The following is a 22,780-nucleotide window of genomic DNA, read 5'->3' as shown; positions in this document are numbered from 1 at the left end:
TGATTATTTCAGCTTTCTGCGGATACTGGCCAGCTTGCCGGTGATGCTCTTGTAGAAGCTGTACATTTCATCACCGTCGGCATGCTCCACCCGCTCGTATTCCAGACTGTCGCGCGCTTCCAGGAAGGAGACATAGAGTCCTTCCAGCTTATACAGCAGCGGTGTAACATCCTCGGAAGCGGTCATTTCCCCGGCGCGTCTGGCTGCCTTGCGCAGCAGCACACTGCGGCTTTTGTCATCCAGGCTGCGGAAATGGCGGTATACGGCATACTCTACATAGCTGCGTTCCTTCATCAGATTGGCGAACGGCTCCCACGCATCCTCTTCCTCATCACGGTCATAGACGTACAGCGCGCCCTTTTTGACAATGGTATCGGTATAGAGTGCCTCGATGAACTGGTCCAGCCACTTGTCTTCATCAATGTACTGGTGGAGCAGCGCTTCTAGCTCAGCCGCCTTCGCAGCCAGTGCATCATACTTGGCCAGTTCCTCCCGTACACGGGTAATCAGCTGCGGCGAGCGGATCAGATTTTCCTTAGCCAGTTCATTATTGATACTTCCAAAAATATCTTTAACCGCTTCGCGCTCCAGCCCGTTCTCGCGCAGCGCCTTCAGTTCATCGGCTGCTTTTTTCACCTCGCCGAGATTAGGACGCGACGCGCCAAGCTGCAGATCATACCCGCTCAGAAGCTTGTCGATGTCAAACGGTTTGGTGAAGACCACCGAGTAACGGCTGCTCGTATTCTCATCCAGACCTTTTTCGATAATGACGCCGCTATCCAGCGCTCTTGCAAAATCACTGCGTACTCTGGCGTTATATTCACGGACACGCTCATTGACGTAAGTATCCCCCCATGATCTCTCTGGGATCGGAGACGGCAGGTACGTCCAGTTATTCTTGTCGGTCATCACCAGATGGCGGCCGATGCCCTCCTTGTCGAGAATGGTCCGCTCATAGTTCTCCTCGTATACACGCAGCGGTGTATACACGAACAGCGGCACCCCGTTGCGGGTATTCAGCCAGAAAATCCGGTTTTTGACTTCACTTTCCTTGACGGTGAACTGGGATTTGCCCAGCGCATTGTTCTGGTAATTGCGGATTCCCTTCAGAATGCCCGGCGCTTTGACCGGTACAGAGACAAAACCCCAGGAAGGGAAATGCAGGCTGCCGGAGCTGTTGCTGAGATGGAAAATCGGCACAGCGTCCTCATCCAGTCTGCCGGCGATGATGCGCTCGACGAATTTGTCCAGCGGCTCCTCGCGGCCGTATTTCATCACCAGGAAATCCTCCATGGAACGGGTGATGAGATCGCCGAACTTGTCGCTCAGGAACTCGGAAATCGAACGGACGATGTCAATCTCCTGCTCTTTGACCCAGCGTCCGGAATGCTTCAGCATTTCCCGCGTAAAGTCACGGATCAGATCGTCGCCGTCCTTCTGGTCCATCACCTTGGAAATCGTCGCCGAAATATCAGGGACATTGACGATGTTCCAGTAGTAAGTTTTGTTCCCTTTATGATCAGCCTGCTCTTCACCGTGAATCAGAATGTCGCCGTTTTTCTCAAAGATCGAGCTCAGTGCGCTGAGAATCTCCGTAAATACGCCGTAGATCCGGCTGTTCTCCTCATTCAGCAGCTCAAACAGATCTTCATAGAATTCAATCATCTGCTCTGTGCGTTCAACATCGGCATGAAGCCAGTACTCATTGATTTTGGCTTCAATATAAGCGTTCTTCTTCTTCTCCTTGGAGACAAAAGCACTCCGCGCATCGCCCAGCTTCTCCTCGGCACTGTCCTGTGCGGTCTCAATGTCACGCGGCAGACGCAGCAGGCTCTCGCGCAGCGCTTCAATATAAGACTGGATCAGCTTCAGTATACAGAAGCCCTTCTCGGTGTACAGCAGACGCGAGACATAGAATGGCCCCTGCTCCGGATGCAGGAAGATCCGCTCCAGCTCCTCGCCGAAGCGTCCGGTGATTTCGCCCGGCAGCTGTTTTTTGGCCTTGATATACTCTTCACGCGCCCGGGCCAGAAAGCTTTGCTCCAGCTCTGTGTCCATATCGACGACCTGGTTTTTGATGACATTGGCATGGCTGAGCCGTTCGCTGTTCTGGTAACCCGGCAGCGGCTCGGGGACGCGGGATTCAAAGGTTTTGATCATGGAGTCAAGATCGATGCCTAGCTTGCGCGCCAGCTTCTCCACATCCTCCTGCCCCGGCGCCTGCTGGAACATCTTGTCCATTTTGTCGAACAGGCGGTAGGCCAGATAAGTCGTCATTTCTTCAATCGGCAGCACCGCGGACGAAGCACCGATGATGTTGTATTCATAATTGGCAGGATAGGTTTTGTTCATCTGGGCGATATTCGTGCGGATGTTACTGATATAGTCATGGATCGCAAATTCTTCGCCGGATGCCTTTTCCTCGCTGGCCATAAAGTTCGTGATGTTCTCTGCCGTTACATTCATGCAGTAATCATAGGCGTTCTCCAGCAGCTTGCCTTCCGTATTGGTCGCAGAGATCAGATGGCACAGGTTGAACGGCGGAAGCGGAGAATTCACCGTCAGAATATTGCCGTACTGCTGGCGGAAACGCTCACCCCGGCTGTCCACATTCATCCAGTAATCCAGCTCTTTGAGCGCAGCATAACCGTTTTTGCGGATATACTCACGCGTGTGCTCACTGAGGCTCTTGTTGGACAGATTCACGTCCGGTGTGAAAAGATAACCGAGTGTATTCACCCGGTCGATGCCGGCTGCCCCATAGTCCCGCTCAATGATTCCGCGCACGATGTAGGCAATATCCAGAAAAGCGCCGCTGCCCGTACCGCCGGACAGGCCGGTAAGCAGGAATACCATCAGCTTCTTGCTGGTGCCGACGGACAGGGTCTTGATTTTCTTGTCGATGGCGCCGACGACCTGGTTAATCTTCGTGAACAGCAGCAGCCGTCCGGCCTGGCGTACACCGGCAGCCCCGTTCATGCCGTCTGTGATGCTCAGCTCCGGAGACAGCCATTCCGTAATATACGGATCGAGAATGCTGCGGTTCTGCAGAAGGCCGCCGATTTCGGCGTTGGCCAGCAGCACGAATTCATTTTGCGGATCCAGGCCGATCCCTTTGTATTTCTTGCCGCGGTCCTGTTCATTGGTCTCAAAAGCAAGAAACTCCACATTGTCCGGCTTGTCGCGTTTTTTCTTGGACAGCGGATCCTCCGGCAGCTTGAAGCGCCGGTTAATCTGGTATTTCAGGCGCAGCAGGGCATCGATCCCCGTTCCGCCAAGGCCGATAATCAGGATCGGGTTATCGATCGTATCGACCCTGATCTTGTCGCTGACAATGCCCCCGCCCAGCGATACGTCTAGCTGCTGAATATGTTCTCTTACTACCGGTTTCATAGGTTCTCCCCCTAAGCATTATTGACAGCGTTCAGTATGAATCCTGCTGTCCTATATCAAATATTCCAGTTGAATCGTCTTGTCTACAGTCTGCAGATTGACGGAAATCCGGTCGCCGCTCTTCAGTTCAAGGCCGCGCGAGATATCGGCAGCACGCCCTGATCTTTCTACAGAAAGCCCTTCTCCGCCTTTCAGCAGCAGCCGGTCATTCTTGCCCGGAGTGAAGACAAGCTTCTCACTCTCCTTCAGCTCCGGTGCAAGCTGCAGCAGCTGGTGAAGGGTGAATTTACCGCGGAAGGCCGACAGCTTCTTATACTGCGGATAAGTCTTCTCTCCGGTATTTCCATCCACCACTTCCACTACCATTTGGCCCACAAAACCTCGGGTGGACTTCTTGCGCAGCATCCAAAGTGCCACAGCCGCCGCAATCAGCAGTATAAGGCCGCCTATAACAAAGTACAGTGTCTTGGAGGAGCCGCTGTCCGCAGCGAGCTCTTCACCTGTATTGCCGCCGGTTCCGGCTCCGCTTGTAGCCGCAGCTCCTGTCTTGGCGCTAATCTTCAGGACATCACTTTCCCGGTAGAAGCTGCTCTCCTCCGCACGGACCTTCAGCTCGTAATCATGGCTGTCCTTGATCTCAAAGGTTCCTTTGAACACAGCGCCGGAATTATCCAGCGGAATCTCCTCTACTGTTCCGGTGTCCACATCCGTGGCAAGCAGCACTGCCTTCATATCTTGATACAAGTTACTGAGTGTTACCTGAGTGCCGTTGCTGTAGAGGTGTGATGAGATATCAATTTTGTCGCCCTTCTTGAAGGCAGTAGATGACACTGCATCGATTTGAAGCTCAAGATCATAGTTGAACACGAGATTGATATCGATCTTATCCTTCGGCACGCCCTTTACCTGCAGCTTCCAGTCTCCCTCCTGGGGAGAGAGCAGCTTGATCAGACTGTAAGTTGCCGATTTCGACAACAGGACTTCATCTGAAGGAATCTGGACCTCCTTGCCGGACGGATCGGTCAGCTTGGCAGTGACGGGCTGTGATGACATAATAGAAATATTCGCTTCCAGCACACTTTCGTTAGGGACGTTCACCGTCACCTCCTGGAAGCTGCCGTCCGCTGTAATCGACTGTACAGGTACCACCTTGAGCTTCAGATGGCTGGCAAAAATTTCGCTGAGAATCTGCGGCAGATCATCGGCGGAATCCGTCGTGAAGGCCTTGCCCCCTGTCTCATCCGACAGCCCGGCCAGAATTTCCTTGTTCAGCTTGCCGTCGGCGTTCAGGCCGATTGTATATACCGGATAACCCTTCTGCTTGGCGGTCTCCACCGCAGCATCCAGCTCCTGATCCGACTGGCTTTGTGTCCGTCCGGTCGATTCATCAAGATCGTTATTGCCGTCAGCGAGCATGACGATCATCGGCTCATGATCCGGGTCGCTGCCGTTCTCCAGCACCTTGACGGCTTCTTCCATCCCTACGGCGATATCGGTATACGCTCCGCGGTTCAGGCCGTCGATGAATTCCTTGAGATCTTCCTTGTCAGTTGCAGAATTGATCTGCAGCAGGGCTTTTTCCCGCTGCACCTTGTCGGTGTAGGCTACGATTCCGACCTTGTCACCTTGTGTGGACAGCATATCTATGAACATCTTCATCGCCTCATTGGCGATTTTGTTCTTGTCGCTCGTATTCATCGAGTTGCTGACATCGATCAGCAGCACGGCGTCAATCTGGGACGGCGCCTGTGCAGCAGCGCTTGCCCGGCCGGCCGCAAACGGTGCTGCAGTAAGGCACAGGGCGAGCAGCGGCGTAAGGATAACCTGCATGAATTGCTTGAGTGTTCTTGTACGAAGCATAAAGATGGCTCCTCTTGTGTTAAATTCGGTTGGCAGACTGTTCGTCGTTCTAGCTAAATTCTGTAAATAGCATGCCATTATGATATAATTAAACCTTGTAAACTTCAACTTTAGGACCGCAGAACCGGCACCGTACATGCAGGATTGTCTTTTCCGTTACATGTCCGGACCGCCGTGCTTCCAGGAAGAAAGGAAGAGTTCCATGATTTCATACGTCATTCTCGGAATTACGTTTCTTTATGCCGTAATTCAGATCTCTCTATATGCCGCGCGCAGGCGCAAGCCGCTGGGCCGTGATGACATTGACGAGAGGCTTCTGGCCGCGCTGAACGGAGGCGACCGTGCCCGTGAATAAGAAGCGACCCGTAACGTTCCGCCCCTTCAAGGCCCCCCGCTACGCTTACGATAAACTGCGCATCTGCCGGCACTGCGGACGCTATACCGCGCTTGGCGAAGAGCGCTGCGGCAAATGTGGCCGCGCTGCACTGACCGGGGTTGAGAAGCAGGCTGCCCGCCTGGCCGGCCGCAAGATGCATACCCGGCTCCTGCTGGTCCTCCTGCTCACCCTGATCTCCGTCTATTTCGGCCAGAGCCTGCAGGAAATGATGCTGTGCGCAGCCGGAGGCATCATACTGGCCGGACTGCTCTACTATACGCAGCGCAGAGTAAGACAGAACGAAAATCTGTATGCACTGAACGAACTGCTCGGCCGGAATATAGATACGATCAAAGAAGGCCTGGAGATCAACCGCCAGGAGGCGGTCTCCGTACTCCGCGAGAATGATGTGCTTGCTTATGAGAAGCTGCGCGAAATCTCCGTCCTGCTGCGCGGTGACCGGATTGCCCGCCAGCGCGTTGCCCTTCTGCACGGCTTTCAGCTCCGCAAGGACATGAACCTGGAACTTGAGCAGCTGCTGCTGAAGGATTTCGAACCGCTGCTGGCTGAATATATCGGCGAAATTGCCAAGGTCCGGCCCGATCTCATCAAGGACCGGACGCTGCGTTATGTGAAAGCCTACGAGACGCAAATCCTTGAAATGAAGGACGGGATTGCTATCCTGACAGGTGTTGCCGGCGCGGCCGTCCGCATGAAACGCTACGCTTTGCTGTACTCCGGCATGATCGGAAGATACATAGATGAGCTGCCCAAGGACCGTTTCCTGCGCTTATCCAGGCTGATTTCAGCAAATCCTTATGAACCGTGGAACGGCCTCGACCTTAAGCTCGCAGAGGTCCGTGAAGCCAAATACCGCTGGGATCCTGATGTTCAGGACAGCGCCCGATGAAATAGGAATGCCTGCACACAAAGAAACGGCCTGCCCTATGATCAGGAGCGGAGCCGGTTCTGCAGGGAATATAAGAATGAAGTATGACACCAAGTTATACCTTCTTATATTTTTTAAAAAAGGGGCTACTATTATATGACGTTCAAACAGGCGATAACCCTGCGCAATATTATGATTATTTTGTGTATCTTCATGGTTGTCCTTCTGGGCCGGAAAGCATTCCGGATTGACGATAAGATCACAATGGTTCAGGAAGCCGAGCGGCTGTACGCGGCCGGAGACCTGATCGCTGCAGAGAATCAGTTCCGCCAGGCGGACTCGAACTCTGCCATCCTGTACAAAGAAGAGCTGGTGGATGCCCGGCTCGCGGAGCTTGCACCGATCAGCGCCATCCGCAGCGGGCTGCGCACTCTTGTGCTGAAGGTGACAGACCAGCTGGTCACCAGGGATTTTAGCGGATTCATGGAGAGCTACGCCTCCCTGCTCAGCCTCAAAGCCGAATATATGAAGGCAGGCGGACCTCATGAGGCCTATTACCGCCAGCTGTCAGCCGATTCAGGGATTTCCGAACAGATGACAGCCGGATTTCAGCAGTTTAAGACGCAGTTTCTGGGTGAGATGACAGACAGTCAGAACAGCGGCAGTACGGAAGACAGTTCCGGCAGCCCTGACAGCTTTAAGTGGAATCTGCTGCTGATTCCGGGTGCTTATTATGGAGGAAATGAAGCCAAGGAGAAATTGCTGGCAGATGCTTTCCGGGCTCATGATATAGCGGGGCTCAAGGCTTTGACGGGAGCAGGGAACTTTACCGGTCTGCTCGGCAGCGCCCTGTCCATGCAGGAGGCGTACAGCAGCCACAGCTATGAGGCTCCCTGGATTCAGAAGCAGGCAGAGGAGAGTGCCACACTTATCCTTACCAAGGATGTGGATAACGATAATATGGCCGCTTTCACAGGCCATGTCACAGCCTACCGGGAATACGCAGCTTCGGCAGGACTTACGGCTTCCCAGACGCTGACGGTGATTGACAACACCACAGCCAAGCTCATTAGATCCGGCGGAAAAATGGTGCGCAGCGGCCAGTATGCAGCAGCCATTCAGCTCTATGGTGAACTCGCTTCTATAATAGACACCACGGAGAACATAGCCGCTGCCCAGCTGGCCTGGAACATAGCCGAACCGGTGCGGCTGCTGCCGGGCGGTAAAGAACCGGACAGCTATGCACAAGTGGCCTCCGTTACCGGACAATACGGTGTACGGGTAGCTGCAGCCGGAACAGACCGCAGCGGAAGGTTACACTATGCGGACATGACGGGGGAGGGTGTTGTCTCCACCTTGACTGGCGATATTGTACCCGGTTATGAAAACCTCCGGAGTCTTGATTTTGACACCAGATTATCCGCCCTGGCCGGGGTTCCGGTTGTTGTAAGTGAAGGCAGCCGTGATGACGGGCGGACAGATTTTGCCGCTTACACCATCAGGCCTGAGGGGATAACGCCGCTGTTTTCTTTTGCCGGGGACAGCTATGAGCTGGTGCAGGAGGATCTGTCGGTTACCGTTTTGAATGCGGATATCGGGGATGGCGTGGACGGACAAACCGCAATATACCGTCAGGTGGACGGGATGTACCAGTTTGCTGAAATTCATCAGGAATACAGGCTCATCAGTGCCGGTGATCTCGAGCTCTATCCTTACGAGAACATCTCGCTGAACGCCGAAATCTTCTATGATAACTATGGAAGAATTGTGGCCGTCACCGGAGACAGATATATAATTCTTCAGGGCAATGTCGGCGATACCACAGGCTCTGCCGTTATCAGCGGCCAATTCCAGAGTAATTATGATGTCATGGAGACGAACCTTGGTACGGAGTATGTTCCTGTACTTATGGTTGATTCCGCAGCAAGCCTGAGCTTGACCGCACCTTAACCGATCCTACCGCACAACAAAGACGCAAGGCTGGACGATGGCATCGTTCTCCTCCTTGCGTCTTTGTTCATTTCGTATATGACATTCCGGGCTGTATGCACACTATTGTCAGTGCCGGATTGCTCCGGCAATGCCCTGCCTTCTCTTGCGGCTCTTGAGGCGCTGGTAACGCTCCTGGGTATAGATTGCTCCGGCTGCGCCTGATACCGTCTCCTTCACCTCGCCCAATACCGTCTTGGTCTCCTGCACGGATGCTTTCACGCGCTTCACCCCGGATTTGACGCCTTCCGAACGGCTTTTGGCCTCATCCAGTGTTTCCTGGATATTGGTCTTCACTTCATCCACAGGCTCCTTCAGCCGGTCCACGGACTGCTTCACCCCGTCCAGCGACTGTTTCAGGCCGTCAATGCTGTTCTTGAATTCCTTAATCGGATTGGCCACTTCTATCCCCTCCTGGTTTCCTTTACCTATACTTACCCAGAACAGCAGCCGCGGATTCAGCCGAAGATCAGATATAATTGTAAGCGGATTTATGCTAGACTTGCTGTGGAGTATTATTGTCCATTCTCAGACAAGGAGCGATATTCATGGTAAACATACAAGGCAGATGGGCATTGATTACAGGAGCAAGCCGGGGCGTCGGTTACCAGACCGCGATATTCATGGCACAGCAGGGCTGCAATCTGATTCTGCACAGCAGAGACCTGGCACATACAGCCAAGGTGGAGCAGGAGGTCAAAGCGCTCGGCGTTGAAGCCTGCTGTGTGCATGCCGAACTTGCGAATCACGATGAAGTGGCTGCCATGCTGGATGAAATCGAAGCTAAAGGTGTGGCAGTAGACATTGTATTTAACAATGCCGCCGTACAAATTGCTTACCGGACAGATTACTGGAATACGCCGGCAGAAGATTTTGAGCAGAGCTTCCGGATTAATTTCATTTCTGTTGCAACAATATGCAACCGCTTAATTCCCAAAATGCTGGAGCGCGGCTTCGGGCGGGTCATCAATACCACCAGCGGCATCAAAAATGAACCCGAACAGGCCGGTTATGCCGCCAGCAAAGCAGCGCTTGATAAATTCACCAAGGATCTGGCCTCACGTCTGGACGGAACCGATGTTATTATCAGTCTGACTGATCCGGGCTGGTGCAGAACCGATCTCGGCGGCCCGAATGCCACAAGCCCCGTAGAGAGCGTTATTCCCGGCATTGCTGTCGGGGCCTTTGTAGATGACAAGAAAAGCGGACGGTTCCTCCATGCGCAGAATTTCACCGGGATGACGCTGGAAGCTGCTGTAGCCAAAGCAGAAACGATCGAAGCAACACCTTATGTAATTTAATAAAATACGACAACAGACCTTCGCGGGCTCAGGCCGGCAAGGTCTGTTTTTTTAGCTGAATAAAGGCCGGGTAACCATATCCATATATTTGCACAAATCAGCTTTAGCCCGCTCGTTATGCTCCCATACTCCAAGATTCCAGCACATATACCGCAGGCCCAGATACCGGGAGGCGACGGCAAAAAGCTCCGCAAACTTCGCATCCGGAATCTCTAATCCGTAATTGTTCAAGTATTTCTTGTAGGCAAATGCTTGCCGCACGCTGCTGCAGCGCATAGGAATATCCAGGAACAGCGAGCCGTAACAGGCTTCCTCCCAGTCAATGAAGTAGACCTCCTCGTTGTTATGCACCAGCACGTTGCCCGGATTCAAGTCATTGTGGATCATCGTATAGGTGGCGGTATCCTCAATGACCGGAACCATTGCACTGACGATCCCCTCCGCCACACTTTCAATTTCAGCAAGCCGTTCTGCACCGAATGTCCCGGCAAAATCCGGATGGCTCTTCGCCGCTTTCCACGCAGGTTTCCACCAGTGCCCGACCGCCACAGCAATCTGATCCTCGTCAACCACCGGCAGCCAGGGGACTTCCTCCCTGCAGCCCAGGTTCTTACTGTGAATATAGGCGAGTGCCTGCATTTCTTTAGCCTCAAGCGCGGCAATATCCAGTCTGCTGTAATCTGTCTGATCATCCACATCTTGAATACAGAGCAGGCTGCGCCCTTCACATTGCGGCTGATTCGACAAGCTGAAGGGAACCTTTGCTCCTTGTGCATATAAACGGGACAGGGCAGAACGTTCATTATAATTGGCCAGTTTGGTAATCAGCGAAATTTCTGAATCAGACGCACCAGTGGAAGCCTCATTTTCCCCGGAGCTCACCCCGAGCTTCAGCCGGTGCCTCGACAGCTCAACAGCCCGGCTGCCTGCCGATATTGGACTGCTCTCGACGCTTAACACTTGGGCATCAGGGGACACGAAGCAGTATACCGTGTCTTTTAGCAGACCGGTCAATTTGCAGCTGTCTGTCATCTGCGGATCATCGTCCGGTAGACAAATTTGGGCAGCGCAGCCTGTCTGCGCCAGCGGGATTTCTGGCCCTTGGCCACGGGAGCGAACAGCAGGCGATGCGCCCACTCCAGATTCAGCTTTTTCCAGACTGCCGGTGCAGGCTTCACTTTTCCCGAGATCACATCCAGGCTGCCTCCGACGCCAAAAACAAGCTTCACCCCGGCCAGCTCCGCTTTATGCCTATTCAGCCATTTATCCGAATACGGCGCTCCCATAGCGAGAATCAGCACATCCGGCCCGCAGCGCTGAATTTCAGTTATAATCTGCAGCTCCTCCTCCGCATCAAAAAAACCGTGATGCCTCCCGGCAATCTTCACCTGGGGATACTTGTAAGAGATTTTCTCCACAGCCTGCATGCTCGTCTGCTCATCCGTTCCCAGAAAATCAAAGCTCCACCCCTGCTCATTCCCCTTTTCCAGCAGCCGCAGCAAAAGATCATATCCGGTTACACGTTCAGGGATGGGATCGCCTTGTCTTTTGGCCGCAAGCACAATCCCGATGCCATCAGGAACCACCAGGTCCGCAGAATGAATAATTTCCCGCAGCAGCTCATCAGTCTGGCTGGCCAGCGTAATCTCCGGATTAGCCGTAATTAAATGGAACAGACCGGAACGCTCCTTGCGGATCTGCTCTGCCAGATACAGCGTCGTCTCCTCAAGCGTCAGCTTGGAGAACGGCACACCCAAAATTGAAACCGTGTCTTCTGTCACTCTGTTACGCCTCCCAATCCTCCAGCACACTCCAGCCCATAACAGCCTGTCCCTTCTGCGCGTATAGTGTACCGGTATAAATTTGCTTGTTATGTATTCCCTTTGCAAAATAATGATCAATGATTGCCTTCGTGGAGGCAGTAATCTGCCGGCTGTCCAGCCTGTTACGGTCCACCCACAGCAACTGTCCTTCGTCACTCCCTGCAGGAACGCTCTCTGGCGGCACATGACCGGTATAGACATACTGGATCCGGATTTCCCGGTTACTCCTGATCCTGTGAACTATGTACCTGAGGGACAAGTTGTGGACCGCCTGCTCTGGAAGCCCCGTTTCCTCTTTAATCTCCCTAATGCAGGCACGCAGCGGATCATTAAATTCACCCTCCTCCATGTGCCCTCCAACGGGAACGAGATATCCGGGAAGGAATGCGCTTTCAGCTTTCTTTTGCAGAAACAGCATCTCCATCCGATCGTTCAATAAAAAAGCCACTGCCAGCTGCCTGAGCCGTACCATAAATCCCCTCCAGCCACTTATCCGCATCAATGAAGTGTTCAGCAAACACACAGGAAAATTATACCATGCATTACATAAATAAATAAGCTATGATTTGTGTATGGAGAGTGCTGCCGAAAGCGGATAACGGACACAAGGGTGCTTAAACCGATAACCTTCCGCTGAAAATGCGTGCCGATGAGCAAATAAGTATGCTCAGTACATCAGCCAGCTGAAAAGTACATAAAGAAGAAGTTAGAAGTTCATATTCAGCTTAGACAAAAGAATAGTCCATTGGAGGTTGTTAGTATGTTAATTAACGTTCTGGATAAAGGGTACGTACGGCTGGTGGACCACATGGGCAGTGATCTGACCGTGGTAAATGCGGCCCGGGTCTCTTATGCCAAACAATCGGAAACGCTGAGCGAAAAGGACATGCGGCTGATTCAGTTTTTGGCCCGTGAAGGGCATACCTCGCCTTTCAGACATGCGGTAATTCAGCTTGAAATCTATGCTCCGCTTATGGTCGCCAGACAGTGGTGGAAATATGTTGTCGGAGCAGCCCATTACGAAGGAACAGGTGACAGCCTTGAAGCGTGGAATGAGTCCAGCAGGAGATATATTACGGAGGAGCCTGCTTTTTATGTTCCTTCAGGAGATCAGTGGCGGAGTGCACCTGAGAATTCCAAGCAGGGCAGCGGCGGCGTTGTTGCCTGGGAGCTTGGGGAGAAGTATACGAAGGAGCTGATGGACTACACCGAATTAGGCATGAAAAAATATGAGTCCGCCCTCTCTGACGGTATCTGCGCAGAGCAGGCCAGACTATTCCTGCCGGCCTACGGCCTGTATGTCCGCTGGTACTGGACGGCATCCCTGCAATCTGCCGCCCACTTCCTGAACCAACGGCTGGAACACGATGCCCAACAGGAAATACAAGATTACGCCAAAGCGGTACTGAGCATTGTGAAGACGTTGTTCCCGGTTGCTGCGGATGAATTATTGTCCAAATAATGGATTGTTGAACCGGCGTTCTATTGTTCCCCCGGCTCCTTGCCTGATGTACATATTATAGATGCTAGTTCCCCACCGGCGCTTTAGTTGTATTTCCTGCAGCTAAAGCCGGCTATTTCCGGGCCGTAAGGGCCTTAGATGCACTTTCTGCAATTAAAAACCGCCATATCCCCCCAAGGAGCATTATCGCCACTTTTACCTGTACAGAATACAGTTAAAGTTCCAAATTCCGTTTTTCACAGTCTTTTAATTGCAGGAAATACAATTAAACGTCATTTACTTCACACTAGTTACTCTCAAGAGATGTTCCGCCGTTAGTTCAAAATAGAATGCTGATGCAGAGTACGTTGAAGGAGCAAACCGTAGTGTTTGTCCCCCGCAAGCTAAGTAGTTTGTGCCGGGATTACACTTTGTGCAACAGAATCCTTATAAAACAGCCGGAGACTTTAGTTGGATTTCCTCCCCCTAATCCTGTCCTTTTTCATCATTTATAACTTTTAGTTGGAAATTCTCCAGCTATTCAAACGGATAAAGGCCTTTAAAGACTCACTCAATACATTTAAGTGGAGTTTTTCCAACAAGCATTGTAAAACCGCCATTTTTCGGAGGATTAGATGGAAAAATTCCTCTTAGGTTTTATCTGTATACGCTCCCTACAACCATTTTCCATATGACAGCTAATCAACAGCCCTGTATAGAGTACAATAGAACGCCGTTCCTCATTTATAGCAGGAAGCTTTAGAGTGTTTCTTTTTATCCCTAAACCCGAGATAGAAAGCCAAAAAAACTCCGCCCTCATAGGCGGAGTTTCCCGTTACAGCAAGCAGCATACGAAACCGATCAAAGTCTCAAACAATAATACCTTTAATCCCGTCTATAACACAAATCCTCTTGATCAGCATTGCCCAATCAGCACGCCAACCTGCACAGCCGTGTCTTTTAGCACACCTATCACCATTTGTCCCGTACAGAAGTCGCATCTCTGGCACCCACACCTGTACAGTATGCGCACCTCTGGCACCCACACTTATCACCACACTGCTCCCGTACAGCCGCGCCCCTTACACGTCTATCAGCGCGCTGACCCGCGCAGCCCCGCGCCCTCCCGTTTGCCGCTGCGGCGGAAGGAATACAGCAGCCAGACACAGGCCGCTGCCACGCCTGCCGCGCAGGCCAGGAACACAGCCCTGTGCATCCCGCCCTGTCCTGCGGCCCCGCCGCCAATGACCAGGCCGCCTGCCGCCGTGCCGAACATCATCCCGATGTTGCGGGATAAGGCCAGCAGGCTGCTGACCATGCCGAGCCTGGACTTCGCGGCCAGGCCCATGACAATGCTGGTGTTGGGCGAGGTGATCATGCCCATCGCGCAGCCGAGCAGCAGCACCGGCAGGAACATCGCTCCTGCACCAAGCGCCGGGGCGGCGAACCCCAGTGCCAGCAGCGTGGCACTCATAAGCAGCAGGCCTGCCGCCAGAATGCCGGACGGGCCTCTGCGGTCGGCAATCCCTCCGCATAGCGGCGCCGTCACCACGAGCGCCAGCGGATAACCGATCATGATCAGGCCGATCCATGCAGGCTCTGCACCGGAGAGCCGCAGAACCGCAGGCAGAGCCAGCTGTGCTGCAAAAGCAGCCATATACGTAATCACCGTAATGGCAATTCCCATGACAAAATTACTGTCCGCGAACATTCCCCGTTCAGACACAGCGGAAGTCTTATTGTCCTTACTCCACCCTGTCCCGGCATCCGCCGGCTCTGGACCCGCCGCTACAGCAGCGGACCTTCCCCTGCGGCCCGAAGCACGGGCATGGGCTGCATAAGCAGCAGCCGTTCCTGCCGAAGCCGTGAACAGCAGCAGCACCGGCAGGGACAGGAAAGAAGTCCGGCCGCCAAGATCAACGGCGATCATCAGCGTAGACAAGGCCACGGCGAACCAGGCTGTCCGGCCGAGATCCAGCTTTCCGCCTGCTGTCTCCGTGTCCTGTGGAATCAGCAGATGCGCGAGCAACCCCACAGCTCCGGCCACTGCAGCCAGCAGCCAGAAGTTGCTCTCCCAGGACAGCCACTGGATGAGGAACCCGCCGAGTGCCGGTCCGGCCATGGAGCCTGCGGCTACAAAAGTGCTCATCAGCCCGAGCGCCCGGCCCCTCTGCTCCCCCGGAAATACCGAGACGATCAGTGCCATATTCGTGGCCTGGTACATCGAGGCACCGGCTCCCTGAATGACCCTGAAGCCCAGCAGCAGCGCAGCATTTGGCGCAAGCGCACAGCCCAGCGCACCCAATGCAAAGGCGAACAAACCAAAGTTGTGCACCTTCCGCCGCCCGAGCATATCTCCGAGCCTGCCCATTACAGGCAGCAGCACGGAGATCACCAGCAGGTAGATGCTGACTACCCATTGGGCCGAAGCTACCGGAATATGCAAATCCGCTGAAATATCAACCAGCGCGATATTGAACATGCCGGCAGACAGATTGGACAGGAAGGCGCCGAGACAGATGACTACCTTAACAGCTGACAGGTTTACCTGCTGAGACGCCCCCGCACCCGGGGCATTCATAAAATATTTTGCAGCGCAGACTGGCTCCAGATGCTCCAGTTCTCCTCCACTTCAGCCGCCTTGGAGACTACACCGAAATATCCCTTCATGTTCTCCACCGTCATCTCATGTGCCGCCCGGGAATAGGATGCGCAGGCATCCTCAGCCAGCACGATGTGATAATCCCGCATAAAACCGTCCCGGGCCGTCGATTCCACACATACATTGGTGCTTACCCCGGTCATAATCAGCGTTTCGACCCGCAGTGTCCGGAGGACAGAGTCGAGCCGGGTATTAATGAACGCGCTGTAGCGGTGTTTGTTGACCACGATTTCATCCGGCAGCGGCGCCACTTCAAAAAACTCCGCTCCCCAGCTTCCCCTGCGGCACACCCCAAGCGAACCGCGTCCGGAACGCGAGACCCACACCTGCGAATCCGTAGCTCTCTCATGAAAGGTCTGAATGTATATAATGGGGACACTGTGTGCTCTCGCTGCCGCAATCAGCCCGTGGAGCCGCGGCATCATTTCTTTTACGGCGGTTACGTCATTTCCTGCTGAGGCAAGCGCGCCTTCCGGGTGGCAGTAATCATTTTGTACATCTACAATAATAAGTGCTGTTCTTTCCGGCATAATCAGATCTGCAGTCAATTCCATATCGTCACCTCTTTATTTTATAAAAAGCTTAGTTTCCGGCTGTCTTGTTAACGAATTGCATATCCACAAGCCCGTCATAGGTATATTCACCTTTAAAAATCCCCGTCTTGATCATCACATTCATATCCTTGCCCAGCGCTTCTTCCGAGATGATTCCGTCCGGGCTCCACAGCTGATCCTCGAACGCCCGGTCAAGCGCCGCCTGCGCCGCCGTATCCGAAAGAGTCGGGAACTCCGCCTTCAGCACCTCCATCGCCATCGCTTCATCCTCCCGGATCGCCTTCAGGGCTTTGACGACCGCGTTTACTGCCTTCTGCACCGTTTCCGGGTCCTTCTCAATCGTCGATTTCTTTACACTCAGGACCGAATACGCATAGTCGCCCATGTCATGAAACTTATAAAACGGCTCGTCCCACACGCCCTTTTCCATCCCGTCACTGATCTGCGGCTCAGCCCCGTTAGCAATATCCGCTGCGCCCTGCTGCACCATCGCTACAACCGTCGAACCGTCTGCCGGCTCCAGCAGCCGTACATCCTTTTGCGGATCAAGGCCAAGCTCCAGCAGCAGATACTGGGTCAGCAAATTCGGTGTTCCGCCGTGGCGTCCGGCATTTACTTTTTTGCCCTCCATAAAAGCTTTTAATTCCTCATTGGAGTCTCCCGCAGGTGCCGTCCCCTTCTTGGCCATCAGATAGACATTCGCACGGTTGACGACATTGCTGACCGAAATAATCGGATCGGAGTTTCCGATATTCGCCAAGGCGTTTGACTCCGGGCCGCCGATTACGCCCCAGGCATCCCCGCTGACCACTGAAGTGACATGCGCGCCGCCCGCAGCCTGCAGCATCTGAACCTCAAGCCCTTCCTCTGCAAAATAACCCTCCCGCTGGGCTACATACAGCGGCAGATAGCCGGTGTAGTGGAGCGGCTCGGCGATGACGAGCTTCTTCAGCCCTTCTTTGCCGGCAGCGGCGGCATCAGCATCTGTTGCCCCTTTGGCACCACAGCCGGACAGCAGGATCACAGCGGAGACAAGCGGCAGGACGGCGGACAGCTTGAACTTATTTGTTTTTTTCATTCCATTCTCCCCTTTTGTTCAATAATTTAGATGATCTCTGCTAAGCTTTCTTCATTCCGTAACCCTTGGACAGCCATTTCTCCAGCAGCACAACCCCCATGTACATCACCATGGACAGTACCGACAAGACAACAACCCCTACCCAGACCAGATTGATATCCAGAATCGTCCCGGCATAAATGACCATCCGCCCGATTCCGTGGCTTGAAGCGATGAACTCTCCGACAATGGCTCCGGCCAGCGACAGGGCAATGTTAATCCGCAGACTGCTGATCATCCACGGCATGGCCCACGGGATAACTACCTTGGTGAACACCTGATGCCTTTTGGCGCCCAGGGAGTACATCAGCTTCTCCATATCCTTGTCCACACTCTGCACGCCGCTGTGCGCCGACAAGGCTGCGACTACTACCGTCATGGCAAAAGCCAGCGCGACCTTCGAGAAAAATCCGATACCAAGCAGAATAACCAATACCGGTGCAAGCGCCAGCTTCGGCATAGCGTTCAGCAGGATCAGGAACGGCTCGCTGATACCGGCAAATTTCCGCGACCACCAAAAGGAGAGGCCCAGCAGTGATCCGATCAGTGTGCCGCCCACAAAACCAAGAATCGTAGAGCTGGACGTGTAGGCGATATCTTCAAGCAGCGTACCCTCTGTAATCTGTGTCCAGGTCGTGCTGAGGATACGCACCGGACTGCTCCAGTAGTAGGCATCCATCCAGCCGATCCTTGTAAACAGCTCCCAGCAGACCACAATCAGCAGCGCTACCGTCAGCCGTCCGGCGGTGATTACCCGTTTAGTCCGGCGCGCTGCCGCCTCTTCATCCTGGATGAACGGCTCTGCCTGCTTTTTCTCGGGCCTGGCGATGGCCGGCCCCGCAGCTTCCAGCTTGTGAATGACATAACCCTTCTTTTGCACACTCTCCATTGACGTTCTCCCCCTTAAGTAATGTGAGTTGAAATCCCCTGACGTGTTTAAATCCTGCACGCTGCGGCTATACGGCCTGCCAAACCTGTGAATCAGGAGATATGGGCAGCCGGTTCACTGCCGCTGCCGGAGAGCAGGTCCAGCAAATGGGCCTTAAGCTCCATGAAGGAAGCAGATACGGTATCTTCCATATGTCTCGGACGCGGCATGTCTACGGAGATCTTGGAAATAATTCTTCCCGGACGTCCGGAGAACACATAAATGTCATCCGACAGGTAGATCGCTTCATCAATATCGTGAGTAACGAAGAGCACCGTCTTGCGGAAATCCTCCCAGATTTCCAGCAGCCAGTTCTGCATCGTCAGCCGGGTCTGGGCATCAAGCGCACCGAAGGGCTCGTCCAGCAAAATAATATCCCGGTCATACAGCAGTGTCCGGAGCAGCGCCGCCCGCTGCCGCATGCCGCCGGACAGCTCGGCGGGATAATGCCCGCCGAAGCCTTTCAGCCCGTAACGGTCCATGAGCGGCTGCGCACGGGCCACGGCTTCCTTCCGCGGTACACCGCGGATTTCCATCCCCAGAATGATGTTGTCGAGGATCGTCCGCCAAGGCAGCAGCATGTCCTTTTGCAGCATATAGCCTACATGTCCGGTTTTGCCGATAATATCTTCCCCGTCAGCCAGCACACGGCCCGTAGATGGAGGCATGAGGCCTGCAATGATATTAAAAAGCGTAGATTTCCCGCAGCCGCTGGGGCCGATAATGCTGACGAACCTGCCTTCTTCGATCGAAAGATTGGTCTCCTGCATGGCGATAATTTCCTGACCGTCCCGGCGGAACCACTTGCTTACTCCGGCAATCTCAATCTTTGTGTTCATCTCAATCATCCTCCCTAATGAAAATCTCCACATATGCAAAAAGCCGCCAGCTTTAGACAGAGCCCACCGGGGCTCGAATCTTAAAACTGACGGCAGGCCGGCTCTCTTCAGAGTTCCAGCGTAACGTTCAGGTACTGCTCCAAATCCTTCTCCAAAATTATGATCGTACCGGAATACTCGGTCTCCACATCATAATCTTTAAGAACGGCTTTGATATTCACTTGAAATTCATCCATAAAAGCCTGCCTGATCTCCTTCTTGAACACCTCATGCAGCACCAGATTAATTTCACGCCCGGCAGAAGCATGATGGGTGTCGAGCACTTTCAGTACGGGGACCCGGCTGTTGACGGATAGGATAATGATCTTGTTCCCTACAAAATCGACCTTCTGCTGCTTGACGCCGGCGTTGAACAGCTTCTTGTTGATCTCGTTGTACACTCGAAGAATATCCTGTTTCCATTGTCCGGCGGAAGCGATCATCGCAGTCACACCTTTATAGCTCATTGTAATGTCAGCAAAAACTACATAATAACTAAAAACTGTGCTATCTCCTATTACTTATACATCATTATAGATAAATACAGAGAGTTGTCAATATTAAAATGTTATATAAAGTGACGCAAAACAAGAATCAAGCATTTTATTGTTAGGTATACTTACACTCGCTGCTCATTTGTTAGTGAAAAAACGACTCATCCTTGCCCCCATCTGCTCCCTCCGGGAAGCAAACTGCCGGTGTCTGTGCCCGTTGGCGCCGGAAGGATGCGGAAATCCCCACAGGCAACGCCCGGGATCAAGCTCCCCCGCTTGTACAAGCTGCTGCAGTACGCTCTCCACCACGGTTCCGAGAGGAATAACCAGTGCCCCGGGTAACAGCGTAAGCTCTTCTGCTGCTGACCGCAGCGCTTTTTCTTTTAAAAAAGGACTGTTCAGCAGTCCCGGAGACGTGCCGCTGTAATTCCGCTGCTCCACAAATACCGGGTACCGCAGCACAGAGGTCGTATGCAGCAGACTCCGCTGTTCCTGAAACAATCCGGCCGAATCCGGAATATCCAGCGCCTGCGGCAGCTTCAGCAGATCCAGCATCTGGATCAGATTGCTTCGCATCGGGCCGGCAAAGCTCGCCGCCTCTTTGGCTCTTTTGCATATCTCTTCGCCGGAAAGCTCAGCCGCAAGGCCCGCTCTGGCCGCTTCCATGGCAGTTTTCATCTGTGTCCACCCTGGCGTCAGGCCAATGATCATTACCTTCGCGGTGCTGTTGATATATTCGTTATGCGGTGCGTAATACATTTTCAGACCGCCGTTCTCCGCCATCAGGAATTCACGGATCAGCAGATCTTTTTTGAGGAGGGATCTATCCACAGGAAGTGAAAGTATAGCCCCGCTATAGCGCTCCAGATGCTGTGATATCAGCATAGTCTTTCACTGCAGGTTATCCCGGCTGCTTTTAGTAAGAGTGTAGTAATGATACTGTTCGCCCTCCAGCTCAATGATATCTTTGTATTCTGTCTGCTTCCCCGGCCATCTGCCGGTGTACCTGTATAATCTTCGTTAGACGTGTGTAGCGCTCCTCAAGCCCGGTGTTATGCGGATCATGCTCCAGCTGCCCAGCGGCCGCAAAAAACTGCGGTACCTCCCAGACACTCCTTAAGGCAGTGCTCACGCAAAACCCGTACCTTGCCTGAACCTCCAGCCCCCTCCACCCCGCAGACCTGAGACCTTGCATGTATGAAGTGAATAACGCTTCACGAAAAACTTCGTATTCATTCTCGGGGATAATTCCCAGGCTCATGTTCACCCCGTACAGCTTGCCCAAGTCTTCACCAATACCGGAAATACTCATAAACTGCCAGTCGATCAGCATGAGCGGGGCATCAAGAAAGTCTTCACGGGCAAGCAGCATGTTCATCTGACTCAGATCCTGATGGGCCAGCACACGCGGCAGCCGCTCCAGCGCATTCAGGTAACCGCCGATTTGGCGGTCAAAATCCTTATACCATGCCCAGATGTCAAGCTCATGCTTTGTGTGCAGACGGCTCGTATAGGATTCTGTACTCGGCGCATACTTCCTGCTCGCCGCCGTCCAGGACTTTAGCCAGCTTTGGCAGATCCATTCTGCACGGGGCAGTTCTTTTCCTGTCAGATATGCACCATTAAAACAGCCTAGCCGAAAGGCAATGCTTTCAAACTGTTCAAGTGAAGCCGGGACCTCCCCCTCCACCCGCTCCATCCACAGCCATATCGTTCCATCCGGCTGTTCTTGTACCAGATAACATTCAGGCGCCCGGACGGATTCAGGCAGTTCTTTCAGAATCCCGGATTGAAGCACAAGCGCCTCCCGCCTCCAGTAATTATGATGCTGAGGGTTCTCTTTCTCACCGCTGTCCTGCTGAATAATCTTCAGAATCAGAGACCAGGGCAGCGGTACATGATCTACAATGGCATGACCATGGAGGTGATAGACTCCGGCCGTTGTAAAATTAGGGGTTGCATAACCGAGGTCCTCACAGGTAACTGTCGTTATTTCAACCACGGAGCGGCTAAACAAGTTCCCGACACCAATGTATAACTGATCCATCCGTTCCTCGATAGGCAGCTTCGTTTCGTTTGTAATCGTCAGTCCCATGCGCAAACCTCCTTATTCCATTTTTGTAAATATACATGATATAATCTGGTCAGTTATTGAAATGAAGGGCAATGCTTTTCCGGCAGTTCCGGAGACAACCCCGCAGATTATTGCGGCGTTGTCTTTTTATTTTGACTGGACATGAAAGGTGGAGTTTGTATGTCTAAGCGTCAAGAGAACAGAACCATATTCACAAAAGAAGAGCTGATCCGGCAGTTCAAACACTGCGGTCTGCAGGAAGGACAGACGCTGTTCGTACACACCTCACTGAGCCGGCTGGGGTTTGTCGTGGGCGGGGCCGAAACGTTAATCCGTGCGCTTCTTGAGATCGTTGGTACCGGAGGAACTATAATGATGCCCTCGCAAACCTGGAAGAATCTCGATCCGCAAACAGGTGTGCACTGGGAAGAGCCTGCTGAATGGTGGCCTGTGATCCGGGAGCATTGGCCGGCCTATGACAAAAAGGTAACTCCGGCCATCGGCATGGGCATCGCAGCGGAGCTGTTCTGCAAATGGCCTGGTGCAGAACGTTCGGATCACCCGGCACGTTCCGTAGCGGCAGTGGGTAAGCATGCGGTGTATTTGACGGAAAATCATGATTTAAGCAATATTTTTGGAGCGGGATCGCCCCTGGATAAGCTGTATCAGCTGAACGGCCATGTGCTCCTGATCGGCGTCGGTCATGACAAGAATACATCCCTTCATTTGGCTGAGACCAGAGCCAGCTTCCCGGGCAAACACCTGATGAACGAGAGCAGCGCCATGCTGGTAGACGGCAAACGCCAATGGGTGACATACTCTACCCAGGCTGTGGATGACAGCGATTTTGTCAGATTAGGAGAAGCATACGAACGCCAGATCAATCTCCCTGTGCACGTCATCGGCAATGCCGAAATCCGTCTGCTGGAGCAAAGACCGCTTGTAGACTGGGCGGCGGCGTGGATGGAGCAGCATAGGGCTTGATGATGTATTAAACTTGC

20 protein-coding genes are annotated in these 22,780 nt (G+C 53.2%); 6 read left to right on the top strand and 14 right to left on the bottom strand.

The window, feature by feature from the left end; all coding sequences use genetic code 11:
* Window positions 1-3: 3 nt before the first annotated feature.
* Together C2I18_RS16595 and C2I18_RS16590 are read right to left on the bottom strand one after the other, a co-directional pair.
* A complete protein-coding gene (locus C2I18_RS16595; RefSeq protein ID WP_249896872.1) occupies window positions 4-3,393 on the bottom strand; it encodes a tubulin-like doman-containing protein in 3,390 nt (1,129 codons plus the stop codon).
* A gap of 51 nt (window positions 3,394-3,444) precedes the next feature.
* Window positions 3,445-5,253 (bottom strand): vWA domain-containing protein, encoded by a 1,809-nt coding sequence (locus C2I18_RS16590; protein ID WP_249896871.1) that lies wholly within the window; start codon window positions 5,251-5,253, stop codon window positions 3,445-3,447.
* Between the two features lie 202 nt (window positions 5,254-5,455).
* Between C2I18_RS16590 and C2I18_RS16585 the strand changes: the two genes are divergently transcribed.
* From C2I18_RS16585 to C2I18_RS16575, 3 genes are all read left to right on the top strand, one after another.
* A complete protein-coding gene (locus C2I18_RS16585; protein ID WP_249896870.1) occupies window positions 5,456-5,608 on the top strand; it encodes a hypothetical protein in 153 nt (50 codons plus the stop codon).
* Window positions 5,601-6,539, top strand: a complete 939-nt coding sequence (locus tag C2I18_RS16580) for a hypothetical protein (RefSeq protein WP_249896869.1) — start codon at window positions 5,601-5,603, stop codon at window positions 6,537-6,539. Before C2I18_RS16585 ends, C2I18_RS16580 begins: the two co-directional genes overlap by 8 nt.
* A gap of 135 nt (window positions 6,540-6,674) precedes the next feature.
* The gene (locus tag C2I18_RS16575; protein ID WP_249896868.1) at window positions 6,675-8,468 is read left to right on the top strand and encodes a hypothetical protein; all 1,794 of its coding nucleotides are present in this window, start codon (window positions 6,675-6,677) and stop codon (window positions 8,466-8,468) included.
* A 108-nt stretch (window positions 8,469-8,576) separates the two neighbouring features.
* Here the strand turns inward: C2I18_RS16575 and C2I18_RS16570 are convergent, their stop codons facing one another.
* Window positions 8,577-8,909, bottom strand: coding sequence for a hypothetical protein (locus tag C2I18_RS16570; RefSeq protein WP_249896867.1), 333 nt, complete (start codon window positions 8,907-8,909; stop codon window positions 8,577-8,579).
* A gap of 146 nt (window positions 8,910-9,055) precedes the next feature.
* Here C2I18_RS16570 and C2I18_RS16565 point away from each other — a divergent pair, with 146 nt between their 5' ends.
* Entirely contained in the window at window positions 9,056-9,808 is a 753-nt protein-coding gene (locus C2I18_RS16565) for an SDR family NAD(P)-dependent oxidoreductase (RefSeq protein WP_249896866.1), read from the top strand.
* A gap of 51 nt (window positions 9,809-9,859) precedes the next feature.
* On the opposite strand, the gene C2I18_RS16560 is transcribed toward C2I18_RS16565, so the two are convergent.
* The 3 genes from C2I18_RS16560 to C2I18_RS16550 are packed head-to-tail and all read right to left on the bottom strand — an operon-like array spanning window position 9,860 to window position 12,103.
* Window positions 9,860-10,840: a phosphotransferase gene (locus C2I18_RS16560; protein WP_249896865.1), complete on the bottom strand. Its 981-nt coding sequence runs from the start codon at window positions 10,838-10,840 to the stop codon at window positions 9,860-9,862.
* The gene (locus C2I18_RS16555) at window positions 10,837-11,589 is read right to left on the bottom strand and encodes a WecB/TagA/CpsF family glycosyltransferase (RefSeq protein ID WP_249896864.1); all 753 of its coding nucleotides are present in this window, start codon (window positions 11,587-11,589) and stop codon (window positions 10,837-10,839) included. The genes C2I18_RS16560 and C2I18_RS16555 overlap by 4 nt, the downstream gene beginning before the upstream one ends.
* Before the next feature lie 4 nt (window positions 11,590-11,593).
* Complete coding sequence (locus C2I18_RS16550; RefSeq protein ID WP_249896863.1) at window positions 11,594-12,103, bottom strand: NUDIX domain-containing protein; 510 nt, start codon at window positions 12,101-12,103, stop codon at window positions 11,594-11,596.
* Between the two features lie 288 nt (window positions 12,104-12,391).
* Here C2I18_RS16550 and thyX point away from each other — a divergent pair, with 288 nt between their 5' ends.
* A complete protein-coding gene (thyX, locus tag C2I18_RS16545) occupies window positions 12,392-13,093 on the top strand; it encodes an FAD-dependent thymidylate synthase (RefSeq protein ID WP_249896862.1) in 702 nt (233 codons plus the stop codon).
* Window positions 13,094-14,165: 1,072 nt separating this feature from the next.
* Here the strand turns inward: thyX and C2I18_RS16540 are convergent.
* From C2I18_RS16540 to C2I18_RS16505, 8 genes are all read right to left on the bottom strand, one after another.
* The gene (locus tag C2I18_RS16540) at window positions 14,166-15,653 is read right to left on the bottom strand and encodes an MFS transporter (protein ID WP_249896861.1); all 1,488 of its coding nucleotides are present in this window, start codon (window positions 15,651-15,653) and stop codon (window positions 14,166-14,168) included.
* Complete coding sequence (locus C2I18_RS16535) at window positions 15,650-16,288, bottom strand: cysteine hydrolase family protein (RefSeq protein ID WP_249896860.1); 639 nt, start codon at window positions 16,286-16,288, stop codon at window positions 15,650-15,652. The genes C2I18_RS16540 and C2I18_RS16535 overlap by 4 nt, the downstream gene beginning before the upstream one ends.
* A 28-nt stretch (window positions 16,289-16,316) precedes the next feature.
* Window positions 16,317-17,366: an ABC transporter substrate-binding protein gene (locus C2I18_RS16530; protein ID WP_249896859.1), complete on the bottom strand. Its 1,050-nt coding sequence runs from the start codon at window positions 17,364-17,366 to the stop codon at window positions 16,317-16,319.
* Between the two features lie 40 nt (window positions 17,367-17,406).
* Complete coding sequence (locus tag C2I18_RS16525; RefSeq protein WP_249896858.1) at window positions 17,407-18,294, bottom strand: ABC transporter permease; 888 nt, start codon at window positions 18,292-18,294, stop codon at window positions 17,407-17,409.
* Window positions 18,295-18,386: 92 nt separating this feature from the next.
* A complete protein-coding gene (locus tag C2I18_RS16520; RefSeq protein WP_249896857.1) occupies window positions 18,387-19,172 on the bottom strand; it encodes an ABC transporter ATP-binding protein in 786 nt (261 codons plus the stop codon).
* Window positions 19,173-19,279: 107 nt separating this feature from the next.
* Window positions 19,280-19,678 carry a Na-translocating system protein MpsC family protein gene (locus C2I18_RS16515; RefSeq protein ID WP_249896856.1) on the bottom strand — a complete coding sequence of 133 codons (399 nt, stop codon included), beginning with the start codon at window positions 19,676-19,678 and terminating at the stop codon, window positions 19,280-19,282.
* A 165-nt stretch (window positions 19,679-19,843) separates the two neighbouring features.
* Window positions 19,844-20,590 carry a uracil-DNA glycosylase family protein gene (locus tag C2I18_RS16510; RefSeq protein ID WP_249896855.1) on the bottom strand — a complete coding sequence of 249 codons (747 nt, stop codon included), beginning with the start codon at window positions 20,588-20,590 and terminating at the stop codon, window positions 19,844-19,846.
* A gap of 70 nt (window positions 20,591-20,660) precedes the next feature.
* Window positions 20,661-21,800, bottom strand: a complete 1,140-nt coding sequence (locus tag C2I18_RS16505; protein WP_249896854.1) for a phosphotransferase — start codon at window positions 21,798-21,800, stop codon at window positions 20,661-20,663.
* Window positions 21,801-21,959: 159 nt separating this feature from the next.
* Here C2I18_RS16505 and C2I18_RS16500 point away from each other — a divergent pair, with 159 nt between their 5' ends.
* Window positions 21,960-22,763 (top strand): AAC(3) family N-acetyltransferase, encoded by an 804-nt coding sequence (locus tag C2I18_RS16500; RefSeq protein WP_249896853.1) that lies wholly within the window; start codon window positions 21,960-21,962, stop codon window positions 22,761-22,763.
* Window positions 22,764-22,780 lie beyond the last annotated feature (17 nt).

The sequence above is a fragment of the Paenibacillus sp. PK3_47 genome, assembly GCF_023520895.1.
Lineage (GTDB): Bacteria > Bacillota > Bacilli > Paenibacillales > Paenibacillaceae > Paenibacillus_AQ.
The sequence above is the reverse complement of the archived record's forward strand: the minus strand, read 5'-3'. Positions and strand labels throughout refer to the sequence as shown.

What these genes read in the sequence shown, in the direction of transcription:
- C2I18_RS16595 (WP_249896872.1), bottom strand. Translation starts at nt 3,393, where the DNA reads ATGAAACCGGTAGTAAGAGAACATATTCAGCAGCTAGACGTATCGCTG.
- C2I18_RS16590 (WP_249896871.1), bottom strand. Translation starts at nt 5,253, where the DNA reads ATGCTTCGTACAAGAACACTCAAGCAATTCATGCAGGTTATCCTTACG.
- C2I18_RS16585 (WP_249896870.1), top strand. Translation starts at nt 5,456, where the DNA reads ATGATTTCATACGTCATTCTCGGAATTACGTTTCTTTATGCCGTAATT.
- C2I18_RS16575 (WP_249896868.1), top strand. Translation starts at nt 6,675, where the DNA reads ATGACGTTCAAACAGGCGATAACCCTGCGCAATATTATGATTATTTTG.
- C2I18_RS16565 (WP_249896866.1), top strand. Translation starts at nt 9,056, where the DNA reads ATGGTAAACATACAAGGCAGATGGGCATTGATTACAGGAGCAAGCCGG.
- C2I18_RS16560 (WP_249896865.1), bottom strand. Translation starts at nt 10,840, where the DNA reads ATGACAGACAGCTGCAAATTGACCGGTCTGCTAAAAGACACGGTATAC.
- C2I18_RS16550 (WP_249896863.1), bottom strand. Translation starts at nt 12,103, where the DNA reads ATGGTACGGCTCAGGCAGCTGGCAGTGGCTTTTTTATTGAACGATCGG.
- thyX (WP_249896862.1), top strand. Translation starts at nt 12,392, where the DNA reads ATGTTAATTAACGTTCTGGATAAAGGGTACGTACGGCTGGTGGACCAC.
- C2I18_RS16540 (WP_249896861.1), bottom strand. Translation starts at nt 15,653, where the DNA reads ATGAATGCCCCGGGTGCGGGGGCGTCTCAGCAGGTAAACCTGTCAGCT.
- C2I18_RS16535 (WP_249896860.1), bottom strand. Translation starts at nt 16,288, where the DNA reads ATGGAATTGACTGCAGATCTGATTATGCCGGAAAGAACAGCACTTATT.
- C2I18_RS16530 (WP_249896859.1), bottom strand. Translation starts at nt 17,366, where the DNA reads ATGAAAAAAACAAATAAGTTCAAGCTGTCCGCCGTCCTGCCGCTTGTC.
- C2I18_RS16525 (WP_249896858.1), bottom strand. Translation starts at nt 18,294, where the DNA reads ATGGAGAGTGTGCAAAAGAAGGGTTATGTCATTCACAAGCTGGAAGCT.
- C2I18_RS16520 (WP_249896857.1), bottom strand. Translation starts at nt 19,172, where the DNA reads ATGAACACAAAGATTGAGATTGCCGGAGTAAGCAAGTGGTTCCGCCGG.
- C2I18_RS16515 (WP_249896856.1), bottom strand. Translation starts at nt 19,678, where the DNA reads ATGAGCTATAAAGGTGTGACTGCGATGATCGCTTCCGCCGGACAATGG.
- C2I18_RS16510 (WP_249896855.1), bottom strand. Translation starts at nt 20,590, where the DNA reads ATGCTGATATCACAGCATCTGGAGCGCTATAGCGGGGCTATACTTTCA.
- C2I18_RS16505 (WP_249896854.1), bottom strand. Translation starts at nt 21,800, where the DNA reads ATGGGACTGACGATTACAAACGAAACGAAGCTGCCTATCGAGGAACGG.
- C2I18_RS16500 (WP_249896853.1), top strand. Translation starts at nt 21,960, where the DNA reads ATGTCTAAGCGTCAAGAGAACAGAACCATATTCACAAAAGAAGAGCTG.